Here is a 16,019-nt window from a genome sequence, read left to right as displayed (position 1 = left end):
GGACCGATCGGTTCACATGGAGAGGATGCCGTGCCCGCCCCCATCGCCACCGCCAATCCCGTCACGCACACGGCCCTGCTGGGTCTCGGCGCGTACCGGCCCCGACGTGTCGTCCCCAATGCCGAGATCGTGGACGCCATCAACTCCAGCGATGAATGGATCCAGACCCGATCCGGCATCAAGTCCCGAGGCTGGGCCGACGGCGACGAGACCATCGTCTCGATGAGCGTCGCGGCGTCCCGCGACGCACTCGCCGCCGCGGGCCTCGAGGCCGCGCAGATCGACGCCGTGGTGCTGGCGACGTCCTCACAGATGGTGCTCGGACCGTCGGCGGGCGCTGTGGTCGCCACGGAACTTGGCATGCACGACACCGCGGCCTACGACATCTCCGCCGGGTGCGCGGGCTTCTGCTACGCGCTCGGCAACGCCGCGAGTCTCGTCCGCGCCGGGCAGGCCCGCCATGTCCTGGTGATCGGCGTGGAACGGCTGTCCGACCTCCTCGATCCGACCGACCGGACCTGCGCGTTCATCTTCGCCGACGGCGCGGGCGCGGTAGTCGTCGGTCCCGCCGACGCAGAGGGAATCGGCCCGGTCGCCTGGGGTTCGGACGGAACCCAGACCGCGGCGATCAAGCAGGACAAGGACTTCAAGCAGTACTTCGCCGAGGTCGCGGCCGCCGAAGCCAGCGGCGGCACCACCGAGCGCCCCTACATCCGGATGAACGGCGCGGCGGTGTTCCGGTGGGCTGTGACCTTCCTGGAGAAGGCCTGCCGCGACGCCCTGGAGAAGTCCGGGATCACGGCCGACGACCTGGACGCCTTCGTGCCGCACCAGGCCAACAGCCGCATCACCGACGCGCTGATCCGGACGCTGGGGCTGCCCGAGACCGTCGCGGTCGCCCGCGACATCGTCGAGACCGGCAACACCAGCGCGGCATCGATCCCGATGGCCATGGAACAGCTCCTCCGGTCCGGCGGCGCCAAGCCCGGCGACACCGCGTTGCTGCTCGGCTTCGGCGCCGGCCTGGCCTACGCCGGGCAGGTCGTTCGGCTCCCCGCCATCGTCTGAGCCCGCTGGCCCGGCGGCCCCGCGTCAACGCGGAAACCGCCGGGCCTGCGTGGCGTCCACCCCGGATCCACGTGCGGCCCGCACCGGCCATCAGGAAGCACACGGGTGACGCCGCCGCAAGAGATCAGATGTCTGATCTCTTTGCTAGCCTGGCGGTGCCACCGAAAGGAGACCCGTGAACTCTCAGCTGAGCAGCGGCCCCCTCGTTCCCCAGCTGGAACGGCTACTGCGCGACCGCATTTCCAGCGGCCACTGGGCTGCCGGGGAACGACTGCCCCGCGAGTCGGATCTGGCTGCCGAGCTGGGCGTCGGCCGATCCTCGATACGGGAGGCCGTTCGACTGTTGGCGCAGGACGGCCAGCTGATCGTGCGCCACGGCGTCGGCACCTTCGTCGCCGAGTCCGGCACCGCAACGGAAGCATCCGATCTCCCCCGGCTGCTACGCCGCGCCCGCCTCCGCGAGGTGTTCGAAGTCAGGCGGGCGCTGGAAGTCGAGGCGGCCCGACTCGCTGCTGCCCGCGCCCGATCCCACGACCTCAGCGCCATCCGGTCCGGACTCGCGACCCGGCACGCCCTGCTGGGGAACGACATCGAGGACTTCGTCGATGCCGATCTCGACTTCCACGCCTCGATCGTGAACCTGTCCGGCAACGCCGTCCTCGCGTCGCTGTTCACCTCGGTCCGTCCCTTGCTCCGCGACGCGCTCATCGAACTCGAGAGGCACGAGCCCGACCATCCGGACACCTCGAGTGCTCACGACGATCTCCTCGACGCCATCGAGGCGCAGGACGGCGCCGCGGCCATGGCGGCAGTGGCCGCGAACATCGACTCCGTGATCACAGCGCTACAGATGGAGGACGACGCATGACCTCGCCGATCGTTTCCACCGATGCCGTCACGGTCGTCCGGGACGGGCGGTCCCTGATCTCGGACGTCTCGGCAACAATCGAGCCCGGCCAGCACTGGGTGTTGCTCGGGTCCAACGGGGCGGGAAAGAGCACCCTGCTCGGCCTGCTCGGCGCCCAAACCCATCCGACGAGCGGAATCGTCCGGGTGCTCGGCCATCGGCTCGGTCGGGTGGACATGCGTAGCCTTCGCGCCGCGATCGGGCACGTGAACCCCCGGCATCCCCTGCAGTACCCGCTCACGGTGCGTGAGGTCGTCCTCACCGGCCTCACCAACACCACCGAACTGGTGCAACGCTGGACCCCGACTCCTCGGCAACTCGACAGGGCCGACGCCTTGATCGCGGCATTCGGGGTGGCCGAGCGGTCCGATGCCCGATGGCCGAACCTCTCCCAGGGCGAGCGGGGCCGGGTGCTGATCGCCCGGGCCCTGATGCCGGAGCCACAACTGCTCCTGCTGGACGAGCCGTCCACCGGCCTCGACCTCGCCGCCCGAGAGCAGCTGTTGACCGCCCTCGACCAGGTTCGGCTCGAGAATCCCCGGCTTGCAAGCGTGCTCGTCACCCATCACATCGAGGAGATCCCCGCGTCCACCACCCACGCGATCCTCATCCGTGGTGGCCGGGTCCTGGCGCAGGGACCCATCGGGGAGGTCCTCACCAGCGCCCGGGTCAGTGCGTGCTTCGAGCACAGCATCGAGATCAGCATGCATCGCGGTCGTTGGGCCGCCCGGGCGTTGGCGCCCGCCTGAAGGGAACCGCCGGGATGCCTCGGCGTCCGTTCACCGGTGACGTACTCGCCGACCCACCACCGGTCTCACCGGGGCAGCCCATCAGGTGCGTCGGTGGCCTCTCCTACGCTCGACGGGTGGACTGGGCGAATGTGGAAGCGGCCGTGCGGGATCAGATCGTCGCGTTCGTGCGCCGGATGCGCGTGGAGCACGCCGACGACAGGATCTACGGCGCCGCCGTGCACGAGTTCTATGCCGAGGCAGGCGGCGTGATCGCGTGGCCGACGATCGGGGTCGCGAGCGAGGAGTCCCTCGCGTCGGTCGTGACCGACCGCCACGACGCCGACGCGCTTCGGTGGAGCCCGGCCGACTGGCCGTGGCAGCTCGACCCGGGCGAAGCGGAGGACGGCTGGGCCGGGCGGGTCGAGGCGGCCGCGACGGCAGACGGCGGCAAGCGCTGGCATGCCGTCCACGACCGATTCGAGCGCGCGGTCGCCAGGGCCTGCAAGGCGGCGCGTCGCACGCTGATCGACGAGGGCGTCGTCGACCGAGAATTCGTCGCGGTGGCCATGGACGAGGCATGGGAGCTGATTCCGCTGAGCCTGACCAGGACCCAGGTGCGCAGGCACTTTCCCGAGCTCGACGAGGAGCAGCGCGCGATCGACCGGCTGACCGCACTGCCGCCCGCGCAGAGGGTGATCGAGTTGATCGCGATCGCCGACTCCCCCACCCCTGCGCCTCCTGGTGCCGAGCGCGCCCGTGCCTGGCTCCGTGAGCTGGGGGCCGAAGCGGTACCCGCGATCCTGGGGCACCTGCCTGCCGCGCGGGAGGCGTGGCCGTGGGCGAAGCTTCTCGGCGAACTCGGTACCCCCACAAGGGAAGTGGTCGCGGAGCTGGACGCGATCGCGGGCAACGGTCGGTTGGGGGAACCCGATCGAGCCTGGGCAGCGGCGGCGCTCTCCCGTCTCGGCCGGATGGACCTGGTCACGGCTCGGCTCGATCGGCTTCCCCTTGAGGTCGCCGTCCGGGGGCTCATCGCGCCGTACACCTCCTTCCGGGACGTCGGCGTCCACGAGCCGTTGGACTACGGCCCGCTGGAGGCGGCGCTGGCCGAACACCCAGCGCTGCACGGCCCGGTGTGCAATCGACTGGCTCCCGGCAGCGGGTATTGCACCATCGACACGGACGAGGCCGAGGCGGCGTTCGCGGGACTCGCCTCGCCGTGGGCGGGGGTCCGGCGACACGCGGTGTTCGTGCTCGCGGACACGGCACTGACCCCGGACCAGCGCGAACGGTACGACGCCGAGCTGCACCGGCTGGCGACGGACCCGGACACCCTCGTTCGCGATGCCATCGCAGTGGCCTGCCGGTGAGCGGTCAGCCCCGGCGCGGACGACGCAACCGGAGCCGGCTGTAGGTGAAGACTGCGAGCACACAACTGATGAGCACCAGCATGGCGATGCTGAGCAGCCACCACGATGCGGTGTGCTGCCACAGCGTGTCCGGCTCAGTGCCGGTGGAATTCGTGACCAGGTCCACCGTCGAGGCCGCGGCCGCGAACCCCCAGCGCGACGGGAAGAGCCACGCGAACTGTTCGAGCACGGCGCGTCCGGTGATCGTGATCAATCCTCCGCACATCACCAGCTGCGCCATGATCGTGACCACCAGCATCGGCAGTACCTGCTCGTTCGAGCGCGCCACCGACGACAGCGCCAATCCGACCAGCACGCAGCAGCAGGTGGTGAGAGCGATGTCCACGATCAGTTCGACGGAGCCCGAGGACAGCACGCTGCCGTGACCGGGGAAACCCTTGCCCGCGAAGACGATCAGCACCATGATCACCGACTGCACGATCGCGGCGGCGCAGAACACGACGATCTTCGCCGTCAGGTAGGCGGACGGCAGCAGCCCGGCGGCACGTTCACGCTGATAGACCATGCGCTCTCCGACCAGGTCACGGATGGTCAGTGAGCAGCCCATGAAGGCGGCGCCGAGAATCAGCACCACCAGGATCTGGGTGAGTTCGCCGGAAACGTCGGCACCAGACGGCCCGAACCCGGTGTCTCCCGGCACGAGCAGGGCCAAGCCGCCGAGCACGAAGGGCAGCAGCGACAGGAAGATCAGGTAGCCCCGGTCGGCGCGGATCAGGCGAACCTGGCGGCGGGCGACGGTGCTCAACTGTTTGCGCCCCGAGGTGTGCGCGGGAGAGCCGAGCGGCCCGGGCGGGGTCGGTGGTGGCGCCTCCACCACCGGGCGGGTGGCGCGGTACTCGGCGAACACCCCGTCCGGGTCGGATGCGACGCGCGCGAAGATGTCGGCCCAGTCGGTGCTGCCGAGCGCGGCCCCCACCCGGTCCGGCGGGCCGACGTAGGCGGTCTTGCCGCCCGGTGCGAGGAGCAGCACCTGATCGCACATCTCGAGGTACGACAGCGAATGCGTGACGATGACGACGATGCGGCCCGAATCGGCGAGGCGGCGCAAAGTCGCCATGATCTGCCGGTCGAGTGCAGGGTCGAGACCCGAGGTCGGTTCGTCGAGGATGAGTAGTGATGGACCCGTCAGCAACTCCAGCGCGACGGATGCACGTTTGCGCTGTCCGCCGGACAGGCGGTCGACCCTGGTGGCGGCGTGTTCGGTCAGCTGTAGCTCGTCGAGCACCGTCGCGATCACCTCCTCGCGGTCGGCCCGGCTCGTGTCAGGCGGCAGCCTCAGTTCGGCGGCATAACCGAGCGCCTGCGAGATGGTCAGCTGCCGGTGCACGACGTCGTCCTGGGGGACCATCCCGATGCGAGAACGCAGCACCTGGTAGTCGACGTGCACGCTGCGGCCCTCGAACTCGACCACGCCTTCCGTCGGTCTTTCCGAACCGGAGATGATCTTGGCGACGGTGGTCTTTCCCGCTCCCGAGGGGCCGATCACTGCGGTGAGACTCCCCGGTTGGGCAGCGAAAGTGACGTCCTCGAGCAGCCGCCGCCCGCCTTCGATGGTGAGTCCGACGCCGTCCACACGCAGACCGCCCGCGGTCGGGGTCGTCGCCCGCCGTGGAACGAGTCGGCCTTCCTGCACGCTGAAATCGGTGTTGCCGATCGTGACGACGTCGCCGTCGGTCAACTGCGCGCGCGATACCCTGGCGCAGTTGACGAACGTTCCGTTGACGCTCCCCAGGTCGTCGATCTCGAGGCCGGACGGCAAGTTGTGGACGATGGCGTGATGGCGTGAGGCCAGCACGTCCCGGACAACGATGTCGCTGTCGGGCGACCGTCCCACCGTGAGGGATCCCGCCGGGACCGCATCATGCGGTGCCGGGGGCGGGGCGGCCGAGGCCCCCACCTCGATCGTCGACTCGTCCCATCGACCGCCCACGTCCAGTCGCGTCGCCTCGGGATCTTCGATCGAGATCCGCACGACGGGTCCCTCGACCGCGTCACCCAGGCGGACGCGGACGTCGCTCGTGACGGGGACCTTCTCCCGGCGCTCGCCGTCGACATAGAGCCCGTTCTTGCTGCCGGAGTCGACGAGCTGCCATCCCTCGTCCCACCTGAGCCGTGCATGCTCGCGCGACACCAGCGGATCGACGATCGTGATCTCCAATTGCGGATCCCTGCCGATGCGTACGGCTGTGCCCGCGCCGTAGCTTGTGCGGCCGTGTCCGGTCTCGACCACAACCCTCGGGTGCGCTTCGTTCGTCCGGTCGTCCATCGCCACGGCCTCCGATCAGCATCGGGTGTAGAGCGTCGACCCCTCCATCGTCGCACGTACGCCAAGCGTCGAACCAGGATCGCGGTCCAGCCGAGCCTCAGGCCGCCACGCCCGCGACTATCCGGCGCGTTCGACGAGGACGCAGCGCGCGCCGGAGAAGATCGTCGGCATGCACTTGTTGCAGTGGATGCACAGCGACTTCGTCCGAGCGTCCTCGGCGATGCGGTTGACCAGATCCGGCTCGCGCAGCAACGCGCGGGCCATCGCCACGAACTCGAAACCCTCCGCCATCGCGATGTCCATCCCGGCCCGGTCGGTGACCCCGCCAAGCAGCACCAGCGGCAGCGTCACCGCCGCCCGGATCTGACGGGCCTGCTCGAGCATGAACAGATCCCGGTACGGATAGGCGTGCAGCATCTGCTTGCCCACCAGTTGCACGCCGAGCCGCACCGGCTGCGGCATCGCCGCCGCGAACTCCCGGACGGGGGCGTCGCCCTTGAACAGGTACATCGGGTTGAGCAGCGAGCTGCCCATCGTCAGCTCCAGCGCGTCGACACTGCCGTCCGCCTCCAACCACTGCGCCACCTGGATCGCCTCGTCGATCCAGAAGCCGCCCGGCACACCATCATCCATGTTCAGCTTCGCCAGGATCGCGACCTTGTCCCCGACCGCCGCCCGCACGGCGCGCGCGGTGTCGAGCACCACCCGCGCACGGTTCTCCAGCGAGCCACCGTAGGAGTCCTTGCGCTTGTTGAGCTTCGGGCTCAGGAACGAGCTCGCGAAGTAGTTGTGGCCGAAGTGGATCTCCACCGCGTCGAAGCCGGAGTCGACGGCCAGCTGGGCCGCCGTCCCGTGCGCCTCGGCGATCCGCTCGATGTCATCGGTCGACGCGGACCGGATCATCTTCATGCTCAACGGATTGAACGAGCGCGACGGCGCCAACGCCGGCAGTCCCGTCGACTTCTCGTTCGCGACCGGACCGGCATGCCCCAACTGCGCCGAGGCCGCCGCCCCCTCGGCGTGGATGGCGTCGGTCAGCCGCCGCAAGCCCGGCAGGGCCTCCGGCCGCATCCACAACTGCCCGCGCTCGGTGCGGCCCTCCGGGGCCACCGCGCAGTACGCGACGGTGGACATGCCAACCCCGCCCGCGGCCGGGCGGCGGTGGAACTCGATCAGCTCATCGGTCACGAGGGCGTTCGGCGTCTTGCCCTCGAAGGTCGCGGACTTGATGATCCGGTTGCGCAGCGTCAGCGGGCCCAGCTTCGCCGGCGCCAGGACATCGGGGTGGGTCATGAGTGGTCCTCCAGTGTTCGGGTGAATGCGACCGGGCCATGGCGGGGCGCGGTACTGACGGCTGAGGCGGCCGCCGAGGTCCGGTGCGTGCACAAGACTGCGGCCGGACAACCGACCCCGGTGTGACGCGTCTCACTCAGCGGGAAATCCTGCTGCACCGGGCGGCAGACACATGCATTGTTACACGTGTCACCCCCTGGGCCAGGGGAAACATGACCGATCAAGCAGGGAAGGGTGCCTCGACCGTGCGAACCGATGAGCCAGATCCGACGTTCCGCTCGACTCCGCCTGCCGATCTCGGGCAACTGCAAGACCACCTGGCGGTGATCGACAGCCTGTACCGGTTCCAGGCCCGACTCGACGCGAAGGACTGGCCCGGGCTCCGGTCGGCGATGACCGAGGACGCCCGTGCCTACTTTGTCGAGGGCGTCGACGCGGTGCTCACCGTGGTCCGGGCCCACCTCGACGTGTGCGGCGCGACGCAGCACCTCATGGGCAACGTGCAGGTGCAGCTGGACGGGGACACGGCCAGAACCCGGTCGTACTTCCGCGCGTTCCACGTCGGCGCGGGCGCGAACGAGGGCGCGGTCTACGAGTGCCTCGGCGACTACACCGATTCGTGGGCCCGAACCGACACCGGATGGGCGTTGACGAGCCGGGTCATCGCCGTCCGCGCGGAGACCGGGGACCGCGCCGTCATCACCCCGCGGTGACCCCCGACCCCGACCGGCATCGGGGCCCGCGCCACCCACACCGACGCTGGCCCGGTCAGGCCGACTGCCGAACCAGCACCCGCGGGGCGAAGAGATCGCCGAGGGGCTCGAAGGGGCGCCCGTCGACCAGGCGGTGAATCGACTCCGCCAGGCCCGACGCGATCGCCTGCAGGTCGACACAGGTCGTCGTCAGGTGCGGCCGCAGGATCGCGCCGAGCGGCAGGTTGTCGGACCCGACGACGGCGATGTCGCGTGGCACCTCCAGCCCCGCCTCCCGCAGGGCCTGGATCAGCACCAACGCGAACTCGTCGTCGTAGGCGTACACCGCGTCCGGGCGCCGGTCCGGATCGCACCAAGCCGAGACGACGGGAAGGAGGCTGTCGATCGAGAGGGCGCAGTCGACCCGTTCGACGGAGGCCCCCTCCTGCGTTGCCGCCGACACGAACACCCCGAACCGACGCTCGCCTAGATCGGCGAGCTCGCCGCCCGGCACCAGGCACGCGAGTCGTCGATGGCCGCGCTGCCCCGCGAGATACCGTGCCGCGCAGTCGGCCAGCGAATCGAATTGGAACCGCGCCGTCGGCGCGTACGGGACCACCTCGGGTCCGGCGAGGAGCACTGCCCGAACCCCGGCACTCCGCAGCAGCGCCGCCGCCTTCGCGTCGCAACGCGCGGTGTCGGTGAAGACCGCGGCCGGGCGGAGCTGCGCCCACGCGCGAGCCCCGGTCACACCGCTCGAACCGCGGTCGCCGTGCAGGAGGAAGCGGAGCCCCCGCTCGGACAGGCCGCGATCGAGCCCCTGCAGGATCGCGTCGACCGCGAAGCCGAGCGGGATGTCGGGCATCGGCATCAGCACGATGTTGCTGCGGCCGGCGCGCAGGGCGCTCGCGGCGAGGTTCGGCGTGTATCCGAGGGCGTCGACGCTCGCCAGCACGCGCCGCTTGGTCTGCTCGCTGATCGGGTGATCGTCTCGACCGTTGAGCACGTAGGAGACCGTGGCCCTCGACACACCGGAGTGACGCGCGACGTCTGCGCTGGTCGGCCGTCGTTCTCGCGCCCGGTCCACCGTCGTCCCCTTGACCTCCGACCGACCGCTCCGGGTATCGGAACGGGATACCGGGAACGCTACACGCGTGACCGGTCGACAGTGGATTGCTCCGAGTCCCCTGCCGAGAACAGGGCGCGGTGCGCCGACGGGCTGATTCCGAACGTGCGCCCGAAATGCAGCCGGAGCGAGGCCGGTGACCCGAAGCCCGACTCGCCTGCCACCGCGTCGACACCGAGCTCCGTCGTTTCCAGCAGCAGGCGCGCCCGGTCCAGCCGTTGCAGGAGCAACCACTGCTGCGGGCTCGATCCGGTGCGCTCGCGAAACCGCCGGGTGAAGGTGCGCCTGCTCATCAGCACCACGCGCGACCAGTGATCGAGGTCGACGGGCTCGGACAGGTTCATCCGGGCCCACGCCATCGCCCGCTCGATCTCGTCCTCACCGTCCTGTTCGCGCACGGGGACCGGGATGAACTGCGCCTGGGTGCCGCTGCGGTGCGGAGCCAGGACCAGTCGGCGGGCGAGCGCGGTGGCGGCGGAGACACCGTGGTCCGATCGGACCAGGTGCAGGCAGCAGTCGAGCGCAGCTGCCGTACCGGCCGAGGTCACGACGTCGCCGAGATCCGACCACAATACGTCCGACCGGACCGTCACCTGCGGATGCCGACGCGCCAGGGTCTCCGCGGCGTGCCAGTGGGTCGCCGCCTCCCGCCCGTCGAGGATCCCGGAATCGGCAATCGGGAAGGCGCCCAGGCACAGTCCGACGATGCGCGCCCCGCGTCCGTGGGCACGCCGGATCGCCTCGAGCACCGCATCCGACGGCTGGCGGTCGGGCACCCAGCTCGGGATCACCACCGTGTCCGCCTCGACCAGTGCGCCGAGGGAACTCCGGACCGCGATGTCGTAGCCGGCGTTGGTGGGCAGGATGCCCGGATCCTCGGCGCAGATGGTGACCCGATAGCGCGGCGGGGTGTCGCGCGACTCCGCGTGCCCGAAGACGAGCGAGGGCACCGAGAGATGGAACGGGCTGATGTCGGGAAAGGCGATCACCGCGACGGATCTGACCATGGCCCGATCTTAGCGGAACATGTCCTGCGGGCCACTGGCCGCGCCGGGGTGATCGGCCGATGCTTGTGGCATGACCTCGACAACAGAGAGCACGACATCGACCGGTTCCGTAGCGGCGCAGGGAGTTCGGGCCGTCCTCGTGGGTGGCCCCACCCTGCACCTGAGGGTGGCCGGGCTGAGCATCCTCACCGATCCGACGTTCGACGAACCGGGCAGCTACGAGGGCGGCGTCACCCTGACCAAGCTGACCCCGCCCGCACTGCCCGCGGAGGCGCTCGGTCCCATCGACCTCGTGCTCCTCTCGCACGATCAGCACGCGGACAACCTCGACGAGACAGGGAAGCGACTGCTGGACGGGGTCGAGACGGTGCTCTCCACGCCGGAGGCGGCCGGGCGGCTGCCCGGGGTGACCGGACTCGCGCCGTGGGATCACACGTCGATCACCACCCCGGACGGCCGTGAGCTCACCGTCACGGCGGTCCCGGCGCTGCACGGCCCCACCGGATGCGAACCGATCACCGGCACCGTCACCGGATTCGTGCTCAGTGCCAAGGGAATTCCCACGATCTACATCTCGGGCGACAACGCGTCGGTCGAGCTGACTCGTGAGATCGGGGCACGGCTGGGCCCCGTGGACATCGCCGTCCTCTTCGCCGGGGCCGCGGATCCCGGACGCTTCCCGGTGCCGGTGACGCTGACGTCGGCGGAGGCCGTCGAGGTGGCCCGGATCCTCGATCCGTCCGTCGTCATCCCCGTGCACACCGACGGGTGGGCACACTTCACCGAGGGCGCGGACCGGTTCACCGCGGCCTTCGAGGCTGCCGGGCTCGACGCACGCCTACACACGCCGGTACCCGGCACGTACTTCGACATCTGAACGCTCGGGGCGACGCGGCTGCGGAAACCCCGGACGCGGAAACGGTGGGTCGAATTCTCGCGACTCGGCCCACCGTTTCCGCAGGGGGTCTAGGTCTCGACGTCGCTAGAACCGAGCGCACCGGCGATCTCGTTGAACAACGAGAAGATCGGGTCGAACACCAGCATCGAGACTCCTTCTTGCCGTTGGCATCTGCCGTCGCCTCGACTGACTCGAGGGACGACCCATTTATACATAGGCGGCCGAACTCCGGGGCGAAATCCCGAACAACGCACCGCGCAGACGGGCACTAGCTATCGCTTCAGAACGTCGACCAGCATCGCGTCGACGCCTGCCGTGAACTCCGCGGCGAAGCCGCCACCACCGTGTCCCGCGTCGTCGACGATCACGAGCCGACTCGCCGGCCACACCCGGGCCATCCTCCACGGTGTGTCCAACGGACCGGACACGTCGTACCGACCGTGCACGAGCACCGCAGGAATCGTCGCGATCCGGTCCATCGAGGCCATGATCTGCCCTTCCTCGAGGAAGCAGTCATGACTCCAGTAGTGCGTGACCAGCCGCGCGAAGACGCTGCGGAACAACGGGTCCGAGTACCGTGAGCTCGGCGTCCAGCCGGGCGCCAGGGACACGTGCGCATCCTCCCACTCGCACCATTTCCTTGCCGCCTCCTCGCGTACCGCCGCGTCCGGGTCGGACAGCAGCCGCGCGTAGGCCGCCGCGAGATCTCCGCCGCGCTCGGCCTCGGGGACTCCCTCCACGAACCGCTCCCACGCCTGCGGGAACACCCGCCCCATCGCGCGGGTGATCCAGTCGATCTCGACGCGGGTACCGGCCGTCACCGCACCGAGCACCATCGCCAGCACCCGGCCGGGGTGCTGCTGCGCATACGCCAACGCCAGCGACACTCCCCACGACATCCCGCTCACCATCCACCGGTCGATGCCCAGGTGCTCGCGCAGTCGCTCGATGTCCCCCACCAGGTGAGCCGTGGTGTTCGAGGCGAGGTCCGCGTCCGGTCCGTCCGCGAGCGGGCGACTGCGGCCGCAGCCGCGCTGATCGAACAGCACCGCCCGGCATCGTTGTGGATCGAAGTACCGCCGGGCACCGGCGGTGCAGCCGGAGCCCGGACCGCCGTGCAGGAACAGCACCGGCACCCCGCGGGGGTCACCGACGCTCTCCCAGTGGAGGAGGTGACCATCGGGCACCTCCAGCTGGCCCGACTCGTACGGCTCGATCGGCGGGTAGCGGGTGCTCATCGAAGCAGCATGCCCAACCACCGGCGTCCGATCCACGACCTCGGCCTTGTCGCGCGTCCGCGCGGTCGACGTCGAATCTCTCTCACCGCACCCGCAGCGGGCGGTCACTACACTCGGACCGCATGGGGATGCTGTTCGCGATGACGATTCCGGGGCTGGTGTGCCTGCTCGTCCTGGCCGCGTTCGCCGAGACCCTGTTCAATCGGGTGACCGGCGGACGGATGTTGCCGTGGACCCGTCGTGGTGGCGGCCGCACCGTGTCGGCGACGGGCTTCGAGGAGGTCACGGCGGTGTTCCAGGGCTCGAAGCACCACGAGTTCGAGCAGCGCCAGGTGTCCTTGATGCATCGCGAGGACGACGCCGACGGGGCGCCGCCGCTGGTACGCCTGGACATCGCGTCGAACCGTGCCGTTCTGCGCAACGCCAGCGACGCCCCGCGCTGACGGATTCGGGACCGGGCTCTCTCGCAGCGGGTCAATCTGCCAGCGTGTCGAGGGCTGCCGACATCCGCTCCAGCACATCCAGAGCACGCCGGAATTCCTCGAGCCCCAGGTGATTCGCGAGCCGGTCGGCGAAGGCGCGCTGGTCGGGCGTGATGCCCGCCATCGCCGCCCGACCCTCGGCGGTCAACTGCAACAGCTTCGCCCGACGATGGGCGGGATTGGGTAGGAACTCGGCAAACCCCTTGTCCACCATCAGGTCCGCTATCCGCTGCACGCTTTGCCGGGTGATCCCCATGGCCCGGGCGATGCCCGCGACCGGCAGTGGTTCGTCGACGACAGCGCCGAGCACCTGCCACCACGCGGCGGTGAGACCGGCCGGCCGAGCCAGCTGCTCCGCCACTGCCAGGAACTGGCCGTTGAGTCGGAATGCAGTCAGGGCGGCGCCGGAGAGCAGCTCGGCCGGCTTCGGCTCGGTCATTGCGCGGTCGCCGTCTGCAACACCTCGAAGGCGCTCGCGTCCGAGCGCGCGTACAGCCGGTACCAGGCGTCGAGCACCTCCGGGGTGTAGACGTCGAGGCGCCCCAGGATCTCGCGGGCGAACTCGACGGGGTTCGTCGCGCCCGCGGTGATCAGATCCCGATCGGTCACCGCGGGCTCGTCCCGGTACCGGCCGCCGCCCGCGTAGCCGGTCATGGCCAGGAAGTACGCGACGTTGCTGGTGTGGTCACGGTCGTCGAGCAGGCCCTCCCCCGCGAGTCCGTAGGTCGCGCCGCAGATGGCAGCGACCGGCACGCCCGCGTCGAGGAACGTGCGCGCCTTGGCCGCGAACGGGGCCAAGGCGTCGCCCCCGATCCAGGTGTCGGCCCCGGGCAGGATCAGCATCGCGCTGTCCTCGGGGTCGAGATCGGCCAGGACGAGGTCCGGGATCATGCGCACGCCGCCGCTGGTGGTCACCGGGTCCAGGGTCAGCCCAACGGTGGACACCGAGTAGCGACCCGGTTCGCGCTGCCACTGACGCTGGTTGATGTGCGCGATCGCGTGACCGGCCTCCCAGTCCGCGAGGGTGTCGTAGACCGCCAGGTGCACCACTTGGGTTCTCATGACAGCATTCTGTCATATAGACAGCATGCTGTCACTCAGCCTCCGGCCGATGCGGCCATCACACCCTCGCCCCGGCAACCAGTCGGCGCACGGATTCCGGCTCCTGGACGTCCTCGCCCACCCACGGTGCGGGTTCCGGCGCACCGGCCACAGTCCGCAGTGGGATCACGCCCGCCCACTCACCGGAGGCCGCCGACGGCTCGGGCGGCGGCGCGTCGCGCATCTTGACCGTCCAGCATCCCGGCTCGATGGACAGGGCCATCGCCAGGGTCGCCGCGAGCTCCTTCTTCGTGTGGGTGCGCACCTCCGAGCTCCGGCCGGGGATCAGCGCATCGGACATCAGATCGAGGGCCTCCACCGCGCCGCCCCCGCAGAACTCGGTCAGGCAACCGCGCACGACGGCCGACCGGTAGTTGGCCGTGGAGTCGAACAGGGTGTCCGCCACCACGATCCCGTCGAGCATCGTGACAGAGAAGGCGACCGGGGCGCCTGCCGCGACGTGCCGCAGGGCGCCTGCACCCGTCGATCCGTGCAGCACGATGCGGTCGCCGTCGCGGGCGTAGAGCATGGGGACCACCCACGGCAATCCGTCCACCACGGTCGCGAGGGTGCCGACCGCCGCGGCGTCGAGCACCGCGTCGAGATCGGCCCGGTGGCCGCTGGCAAGGTCTGGGTATCTCCTGATCCGGTCCATGCACCGAATCGTGCCCAGTTTGCGGCATGGACAACAGGCCCAGAATGAGACAAACCAGCCAGACCAGAATTCCGGTACTTCAGGGCACCTTCACGTGATCGTCGAGGAAGCGCTCTGTCTGTGCGGCGATCGCCGCGGCGTGGGCGTGGAAGAGGTAGTGGTGGCCGTCCATGACCATGACCTGCTGGATCGACGGATTGCTGATCGCCGCGCGATGCGAGGACTCCCATTCCGGGTCCGCCGTGAGCGAGGAGGAGGCGAGGATCGACAGGGCAGGCAGGGTGGGAGGGAACACGGCGCCCTCGGCCGCTCGCACGTTCTCCGCTTCGCGGGCAGCCTCGTCCAGCATGGTCGGGTTCAACACCCACGAGTAGGCCCGCAGGTACAGGTCCTGCTGGTTCGGGGTGTACTCGGCGGCGGCGCCGAGGCTCTGCCGATAGTCGGCCACCAGGCCCAGGTAGTCGGTGCTCTTGTCCAGGGCGATCAGGTCTCGGATACCGCCGACCGCGGTGACGGCGGACATCCAGCCCGGCCACGCCGGGGAGTCCTGGGCAAGACCGGAGGTGTAGCGCTCGTCGTCCAGGCCCACCACCGCGGCGACCTCGTCCGGGTGGTGGGTCGCCCACCACATCGCGTACAGACCCGAAATCGAATGGGGCATCAGGACGTAGGGGCCGTCCAGCCCCAGTTCCCGGAGCGCTCCCCTGGTCTCGTCGACGATCGCCTCGCTGGTGCGCGGGGCATCGGTGCCGTCGCTCAGACCCAGCCCGAAGTTCTCGACGGTGACGACCGTGTTCTGCTCGGCGAGCCGCCGGGCCAGCGGAGCGAAGCCGAGAATCGGTTCCGGTGTGCCCAATCCGGGCAACAGGACGATGGTTCGCGGTCCCGAGCCCTGGACCGCGACGCTCATCCGGTGACCGTCCACCTCGACATAGCGGTGGTCGGAGCCGATCGCCGCCTCGATGGCGTCCTTGTCGCGGGTAGTCTGCCACCGGTGGATGCCGCCCGAGACCGCGACGGCGACGACGACCAGTGCGACGAGACCGACGAACACCCGCCCGACCACACGCAGGACGCGGCGCGGCCGCGATCGCTTCGACGTCATGCCGTTCACGATGGCCTCCA

General features: G+C 69.9%; 16 protein-coding genes. 7 read left to right on the top strand and 9 right to left on the bottom strand.

Annotated features, from left to right (window positions below):
- The first annotated feature begins 30 nt into the window (after window positions 1-30).
- The 4 genes from BR31_RS0119315 to BR31_RS0119300 all read left to right on the top strand — a co-directional run bounded on the left by BR31_RS0119315 (window position 31) and on the right by BR31_RS0119300 (window position 4,076).
- Window positions 31-1,068, top strand: coding sequence for a beta-ketoacyl-ACP synthase III (locus tag BR31_RS0119315; RefSeq protein WP_027502417.1), 1,038 nt, complete (start codon window positions 31-33; stop codon window positions 1,066-1,068).
- A gap of 175 nt (window positions 1,069-1,243) precedes the next feature.
- Window positions 1,244-1,936 (top strand): FadR/GntR family transcriptional regulator, encoded by a 693-nt coding sequence (locus BR31_RS0119310; RefSeq protein ID WP_027502416.1) that lies wholly within the window; start codon window positions 1,244-1,246, stop codon window positions 1,934-1,936.
- Window positions 1,933-2,724 (top strand): ABC transporter ATP-binding protein, encoded by a 792-nt coding sequence (locus BR31_RS0119305; protein WP_027502415.1) that lies wholly within the window; start codon window positions 1,933-1,935, stop codon window positions 2,722-2,724. The genes BR31_RS0119310 and BR31_RS0119305 overlap by 4 nt, the downstream gene beginning before the upstream one ends.
- A gap of 116 nt (window positions 2,725-2,840) precedes the next feature.
- Window positions 2,841-4,076, top strand: a complete 1,236-nt coding sequence (locus tag BR31_RS0119300; protein ID WP_027502414.1) for a DUF4303 domain-containing protein — start codon at window positions 2,841-2,843, stop codon at window positions 4,074-4,076.
- 4 nt (window positions 4,077-4,080) lie between these two features.
- Here the strand turns inward: BR31_RS0119300 and BR31_RS0119295 are convergent, their stop codons facing one another.
- Window positions 4,081-6,402 carry an FHA domain-containing protein gene (locus tag BR31_RS0119295; RefSeq protein ID WP_037177336.1) on the bottom strand — a complete coding sequence of 774 codons (2,322 nt, stop codon included), beginning with the start codon at window positions 6,400-6,402 and terminating at the stop codon, window positions 4,081-4,083.
- Window positions 6,403-6,519: 117 nt separating this feature from the next.
- Window positions 6,520-7,695, bottom strand: coding sequence for an NADH:flavin oxidoreductase (locus tag BR31_RS0119290; protein WP_027502412.1), 1,176 nt, complete (start codon window positions 7,693-7,695; stop codon window positions 6,520-6,522).
- A 212-nt stretch (window positions 7,696-7,907) separates the two neighbouring features.
- On the opposite strand from BR31_RS0119290, the gene BR31_RS0119285 reads away from it, so the two are divergent.
- Complete coding sequence (locus BR31_RS0119285; RefSeq protein WP_081830581.1) at window positions 7,908-8,408, top strand: nuclear transport factor 2 family protein; 501 nt, start codon at window positions 7,908-7,910, stop codon at window positions 8,406-8,408.
- Between the two features lie 55 nt (window positions 8,409-8,463).
- On the opposite strand, the gene BR31_RS0119280 is transcribed toward BR31_RS0119285, so the two are convergent.
- Together BR31_RS0119280 and BR31_RS29315 are read right to left on the bottom strand one after the other, a co-directional pair.
- Window positions 8,464-9,474, bottom strand: a complete 1,011-nt coding sequence (locus BR31_RS0119280; protein WP_027502410.1) for a LacI family DNA-binding transcriptional regulator — start codon at window positions 9,472-9,474, stop codon at window positions 8,464-8,466.
- A 59-nt stretch (window positions 9,475-9,533) separates the two neighbouring features.
- The gene (locus tag BR31_RS29315) at window positions 9,534-10,520 is read right to left on the bottom strand and encodes a GlxA family transcriptional regulator (protein WP_037177303.1); all 987 of its coding nucleotides are present in this window, start codon (window positions 10,518-10,520) and stop codon (window positions 9,534-9,536) included.
- 70 nt (window positions 10,521-10,590) lie between these two features.
- On the opposite strand from BR31_RS29315, the gene BR31_RS0119270 reads away from it, so the two are divergent.
- On the top strand, window positions 10,591-11,397 hold the full coding sequence (locus BR31_RS0119270) for an MBL fold metallo-hydrolase (RefSeq protein ID WP_051637578.1): 807 nt from the start codon (window positions 10,591-10,593) through the stop codon (window positions 11,395-11,397).
- 293 nt (window positions 11,398-11,690) lie between these two features.
- On the opposite strand, the gene pip is transcribed toward BR31_RS0119270, so the two are convergent.
- A complete protein-coding gene (gene pip / locus BR31_RS0119265; RefSeq protein WP_027502408.1) occupies window positions 11,691-12,656 on the bottom strand; it encodes a prolyl aminopeptidase in 966 nt (321 codons plus the stop codon).
- A 122-nt stretch (window positions 12,657-12,778) separates the two neighbouring features.
- Here pip and BR31_RS0119260 point away from each other — a divergent pair, with 122 nt between their 5' ends.
- Window positions 12,779-13,099, top strand: coding sequence for a DUF6191 domain-containing protein (locus tag BR31_RS0119260; protein ID WP_027502407.1), 321 nt, complete (start codon window positions 12,779-12,781; stop codon window positions 13,097-13,099).
- Window positions 13,100-13,130: 31 nt separating this feature from the next.
- On the opposite strand, the gene BR31_RS0119255 is transcribed toward BR31_RS0119260, so the two are convergent.
- From BR31_RS0119255 to BR31_RS0119240, 4 genes are all read right to left on the bottom strand, one after another.
- A complete protein-coding gene (locus BR31_RS0119255; protein WP_027502406.1) occupies window positions 13,131-13,577 on the bottom strand; it encodes a MarR family winged helix-turn-helix transcriptional regulator in 447 nt (148 codons plus the stop codon).
- Complete coding sequence (locus BR31_RS0119250) at window positions 13,574-14,200, bottom strand: DJ-1/PfpI family protein (RefSeq protein ID WP_027502405.1); 627 nt, start codon at window positions 14,198-14,200, stop codon at window positions 13,574-13,576. The genes BR31_RS0119255 and BR31_RS0119250 overlap by 4 nt, the downstream gene beginning before the upstream one ends.
- A 58-nt stretch (window positions 14,201-14,258) precedes the next feature.
- Entirely contained in the window at window positions 14,259-14,894 is a 636-nt protein-coding gene (locus BR31_RS0119245) for a pyridoxamine 5'-phosphate oxidase family protein (RefSeq protein ID WP_027502404.1), read from the bottom strand.
- A 79-nt stretch (window positions 14,895-14,973) separates the two neighbouring features.
- Entirely contained in the window at window positions 14,974-15,999 is a 1,026-nt protein-coding gene (locus tag BR31_RS0119240; RefSeq protein ID WP_231496610.1) for an alpha/beta fold hydrolase, read from the bottom strand.
- Window positions 16,000-16,019: the final 20 nt, after the last annotated feature.

The sequence above is a fragment of the Rhodococcus sp. UNC363MFTsu5.1 genome, from assembly GCF_000686785.1.
Lineage (GTDB): Bacteria > Actinomycetota > Actinomycetes > Mycobacteriales > Mycobacteriaceae > Rhodococcus_G > Rhodococcus_G maanshanensis.
The sequence above is the reverse complement of the archived record's forward strand: the minus strand, read 5'-3'. Positions and strand labels throughout refer to the sequence as shown.

Coding starts and splice junctions, on each gene's coding strand:
- BR31_RS0119250 (WP_027502405.1), bottom strand. CDS start 14,200: ATGAGAACCCAAGTGGTGCACCTGGCGGTCTACGACACCCTCGCGGAC.
- BR31_RS0119255 (WP_027502406.1), bottom strand. CDS start 13,577: ATGACCGAGCCGAAGCCGGCCGAGCTGCTCTCCGGCGCCGCCCTGACT.
- BR31_RS0119240 (WP_231496610.1), bottom strand. CDS start 15,999: ATGACGTCGAAGCGATCGCGGCCGCGCCGCGTCCTGCGTGTGGTCGGG.
- BR31_RS0119245 (WP_027502404.1), bottom strand. CDS start 14,894: ATGGACCGGATCAGGAGATACCCAGACCTTGCCAGCGGCCACCGGGCC.
- BR31_RS0119285 (WP_081830581.1), top strand. CDS start 7,908: ATGACCGATCAAGCAGGGAAGGGTGCCTCGACCGTGCGAACCGATGAG.
- BR31_RS0119295 (WP_037177336.1), bottom strand. CDS start 6,402: ATGGACGACCGGACGAACGAAGCGCACCCGAGGGTTGTGGTCGAGACC.
- BR31_RS0119260 (WP_027502407.1), top strand. CDS start 12,779: ATGGGGATGCTGTTCGCGATGACGATTCCGGGGCTGGTGTGCCTGCTC.
- pip (WP_027502408.1), bottom strand. CDS start 12,656: ATGAGCACCCGCTACCCGCCGATCGAGCCGTACGAGTCGGGCCAGCTG.
- BR31_RS29315 (WP_037177303.1), bottom strand. CDS start 10,520: ATGGTCAGATCCGTCGCGGTGATCGCCTTTCCCGACATCAGCCCGTTC.
- BR31_RS0119305 (WP_027502415.1), top strand. CDS start 1,933: ATGACCTCGCCGATCGTTTCCACCGATGCCGTCACGGTCGTCCGGGAC.
- BR31_RS0119290 (WP_027502412.1), bottom strand. CDS start 7,695: ATGACCCACCCCGATGTCCTGGCGCCGGCGAAGCTGGGCCCGCTGACG.
- BR31_RS0119270 (WP_051637578.1), top strand. CDS start 10,591: ATGACCTCGACAACAGAGAGCACGACATCGACCGGTTCCGTAGCGGCG.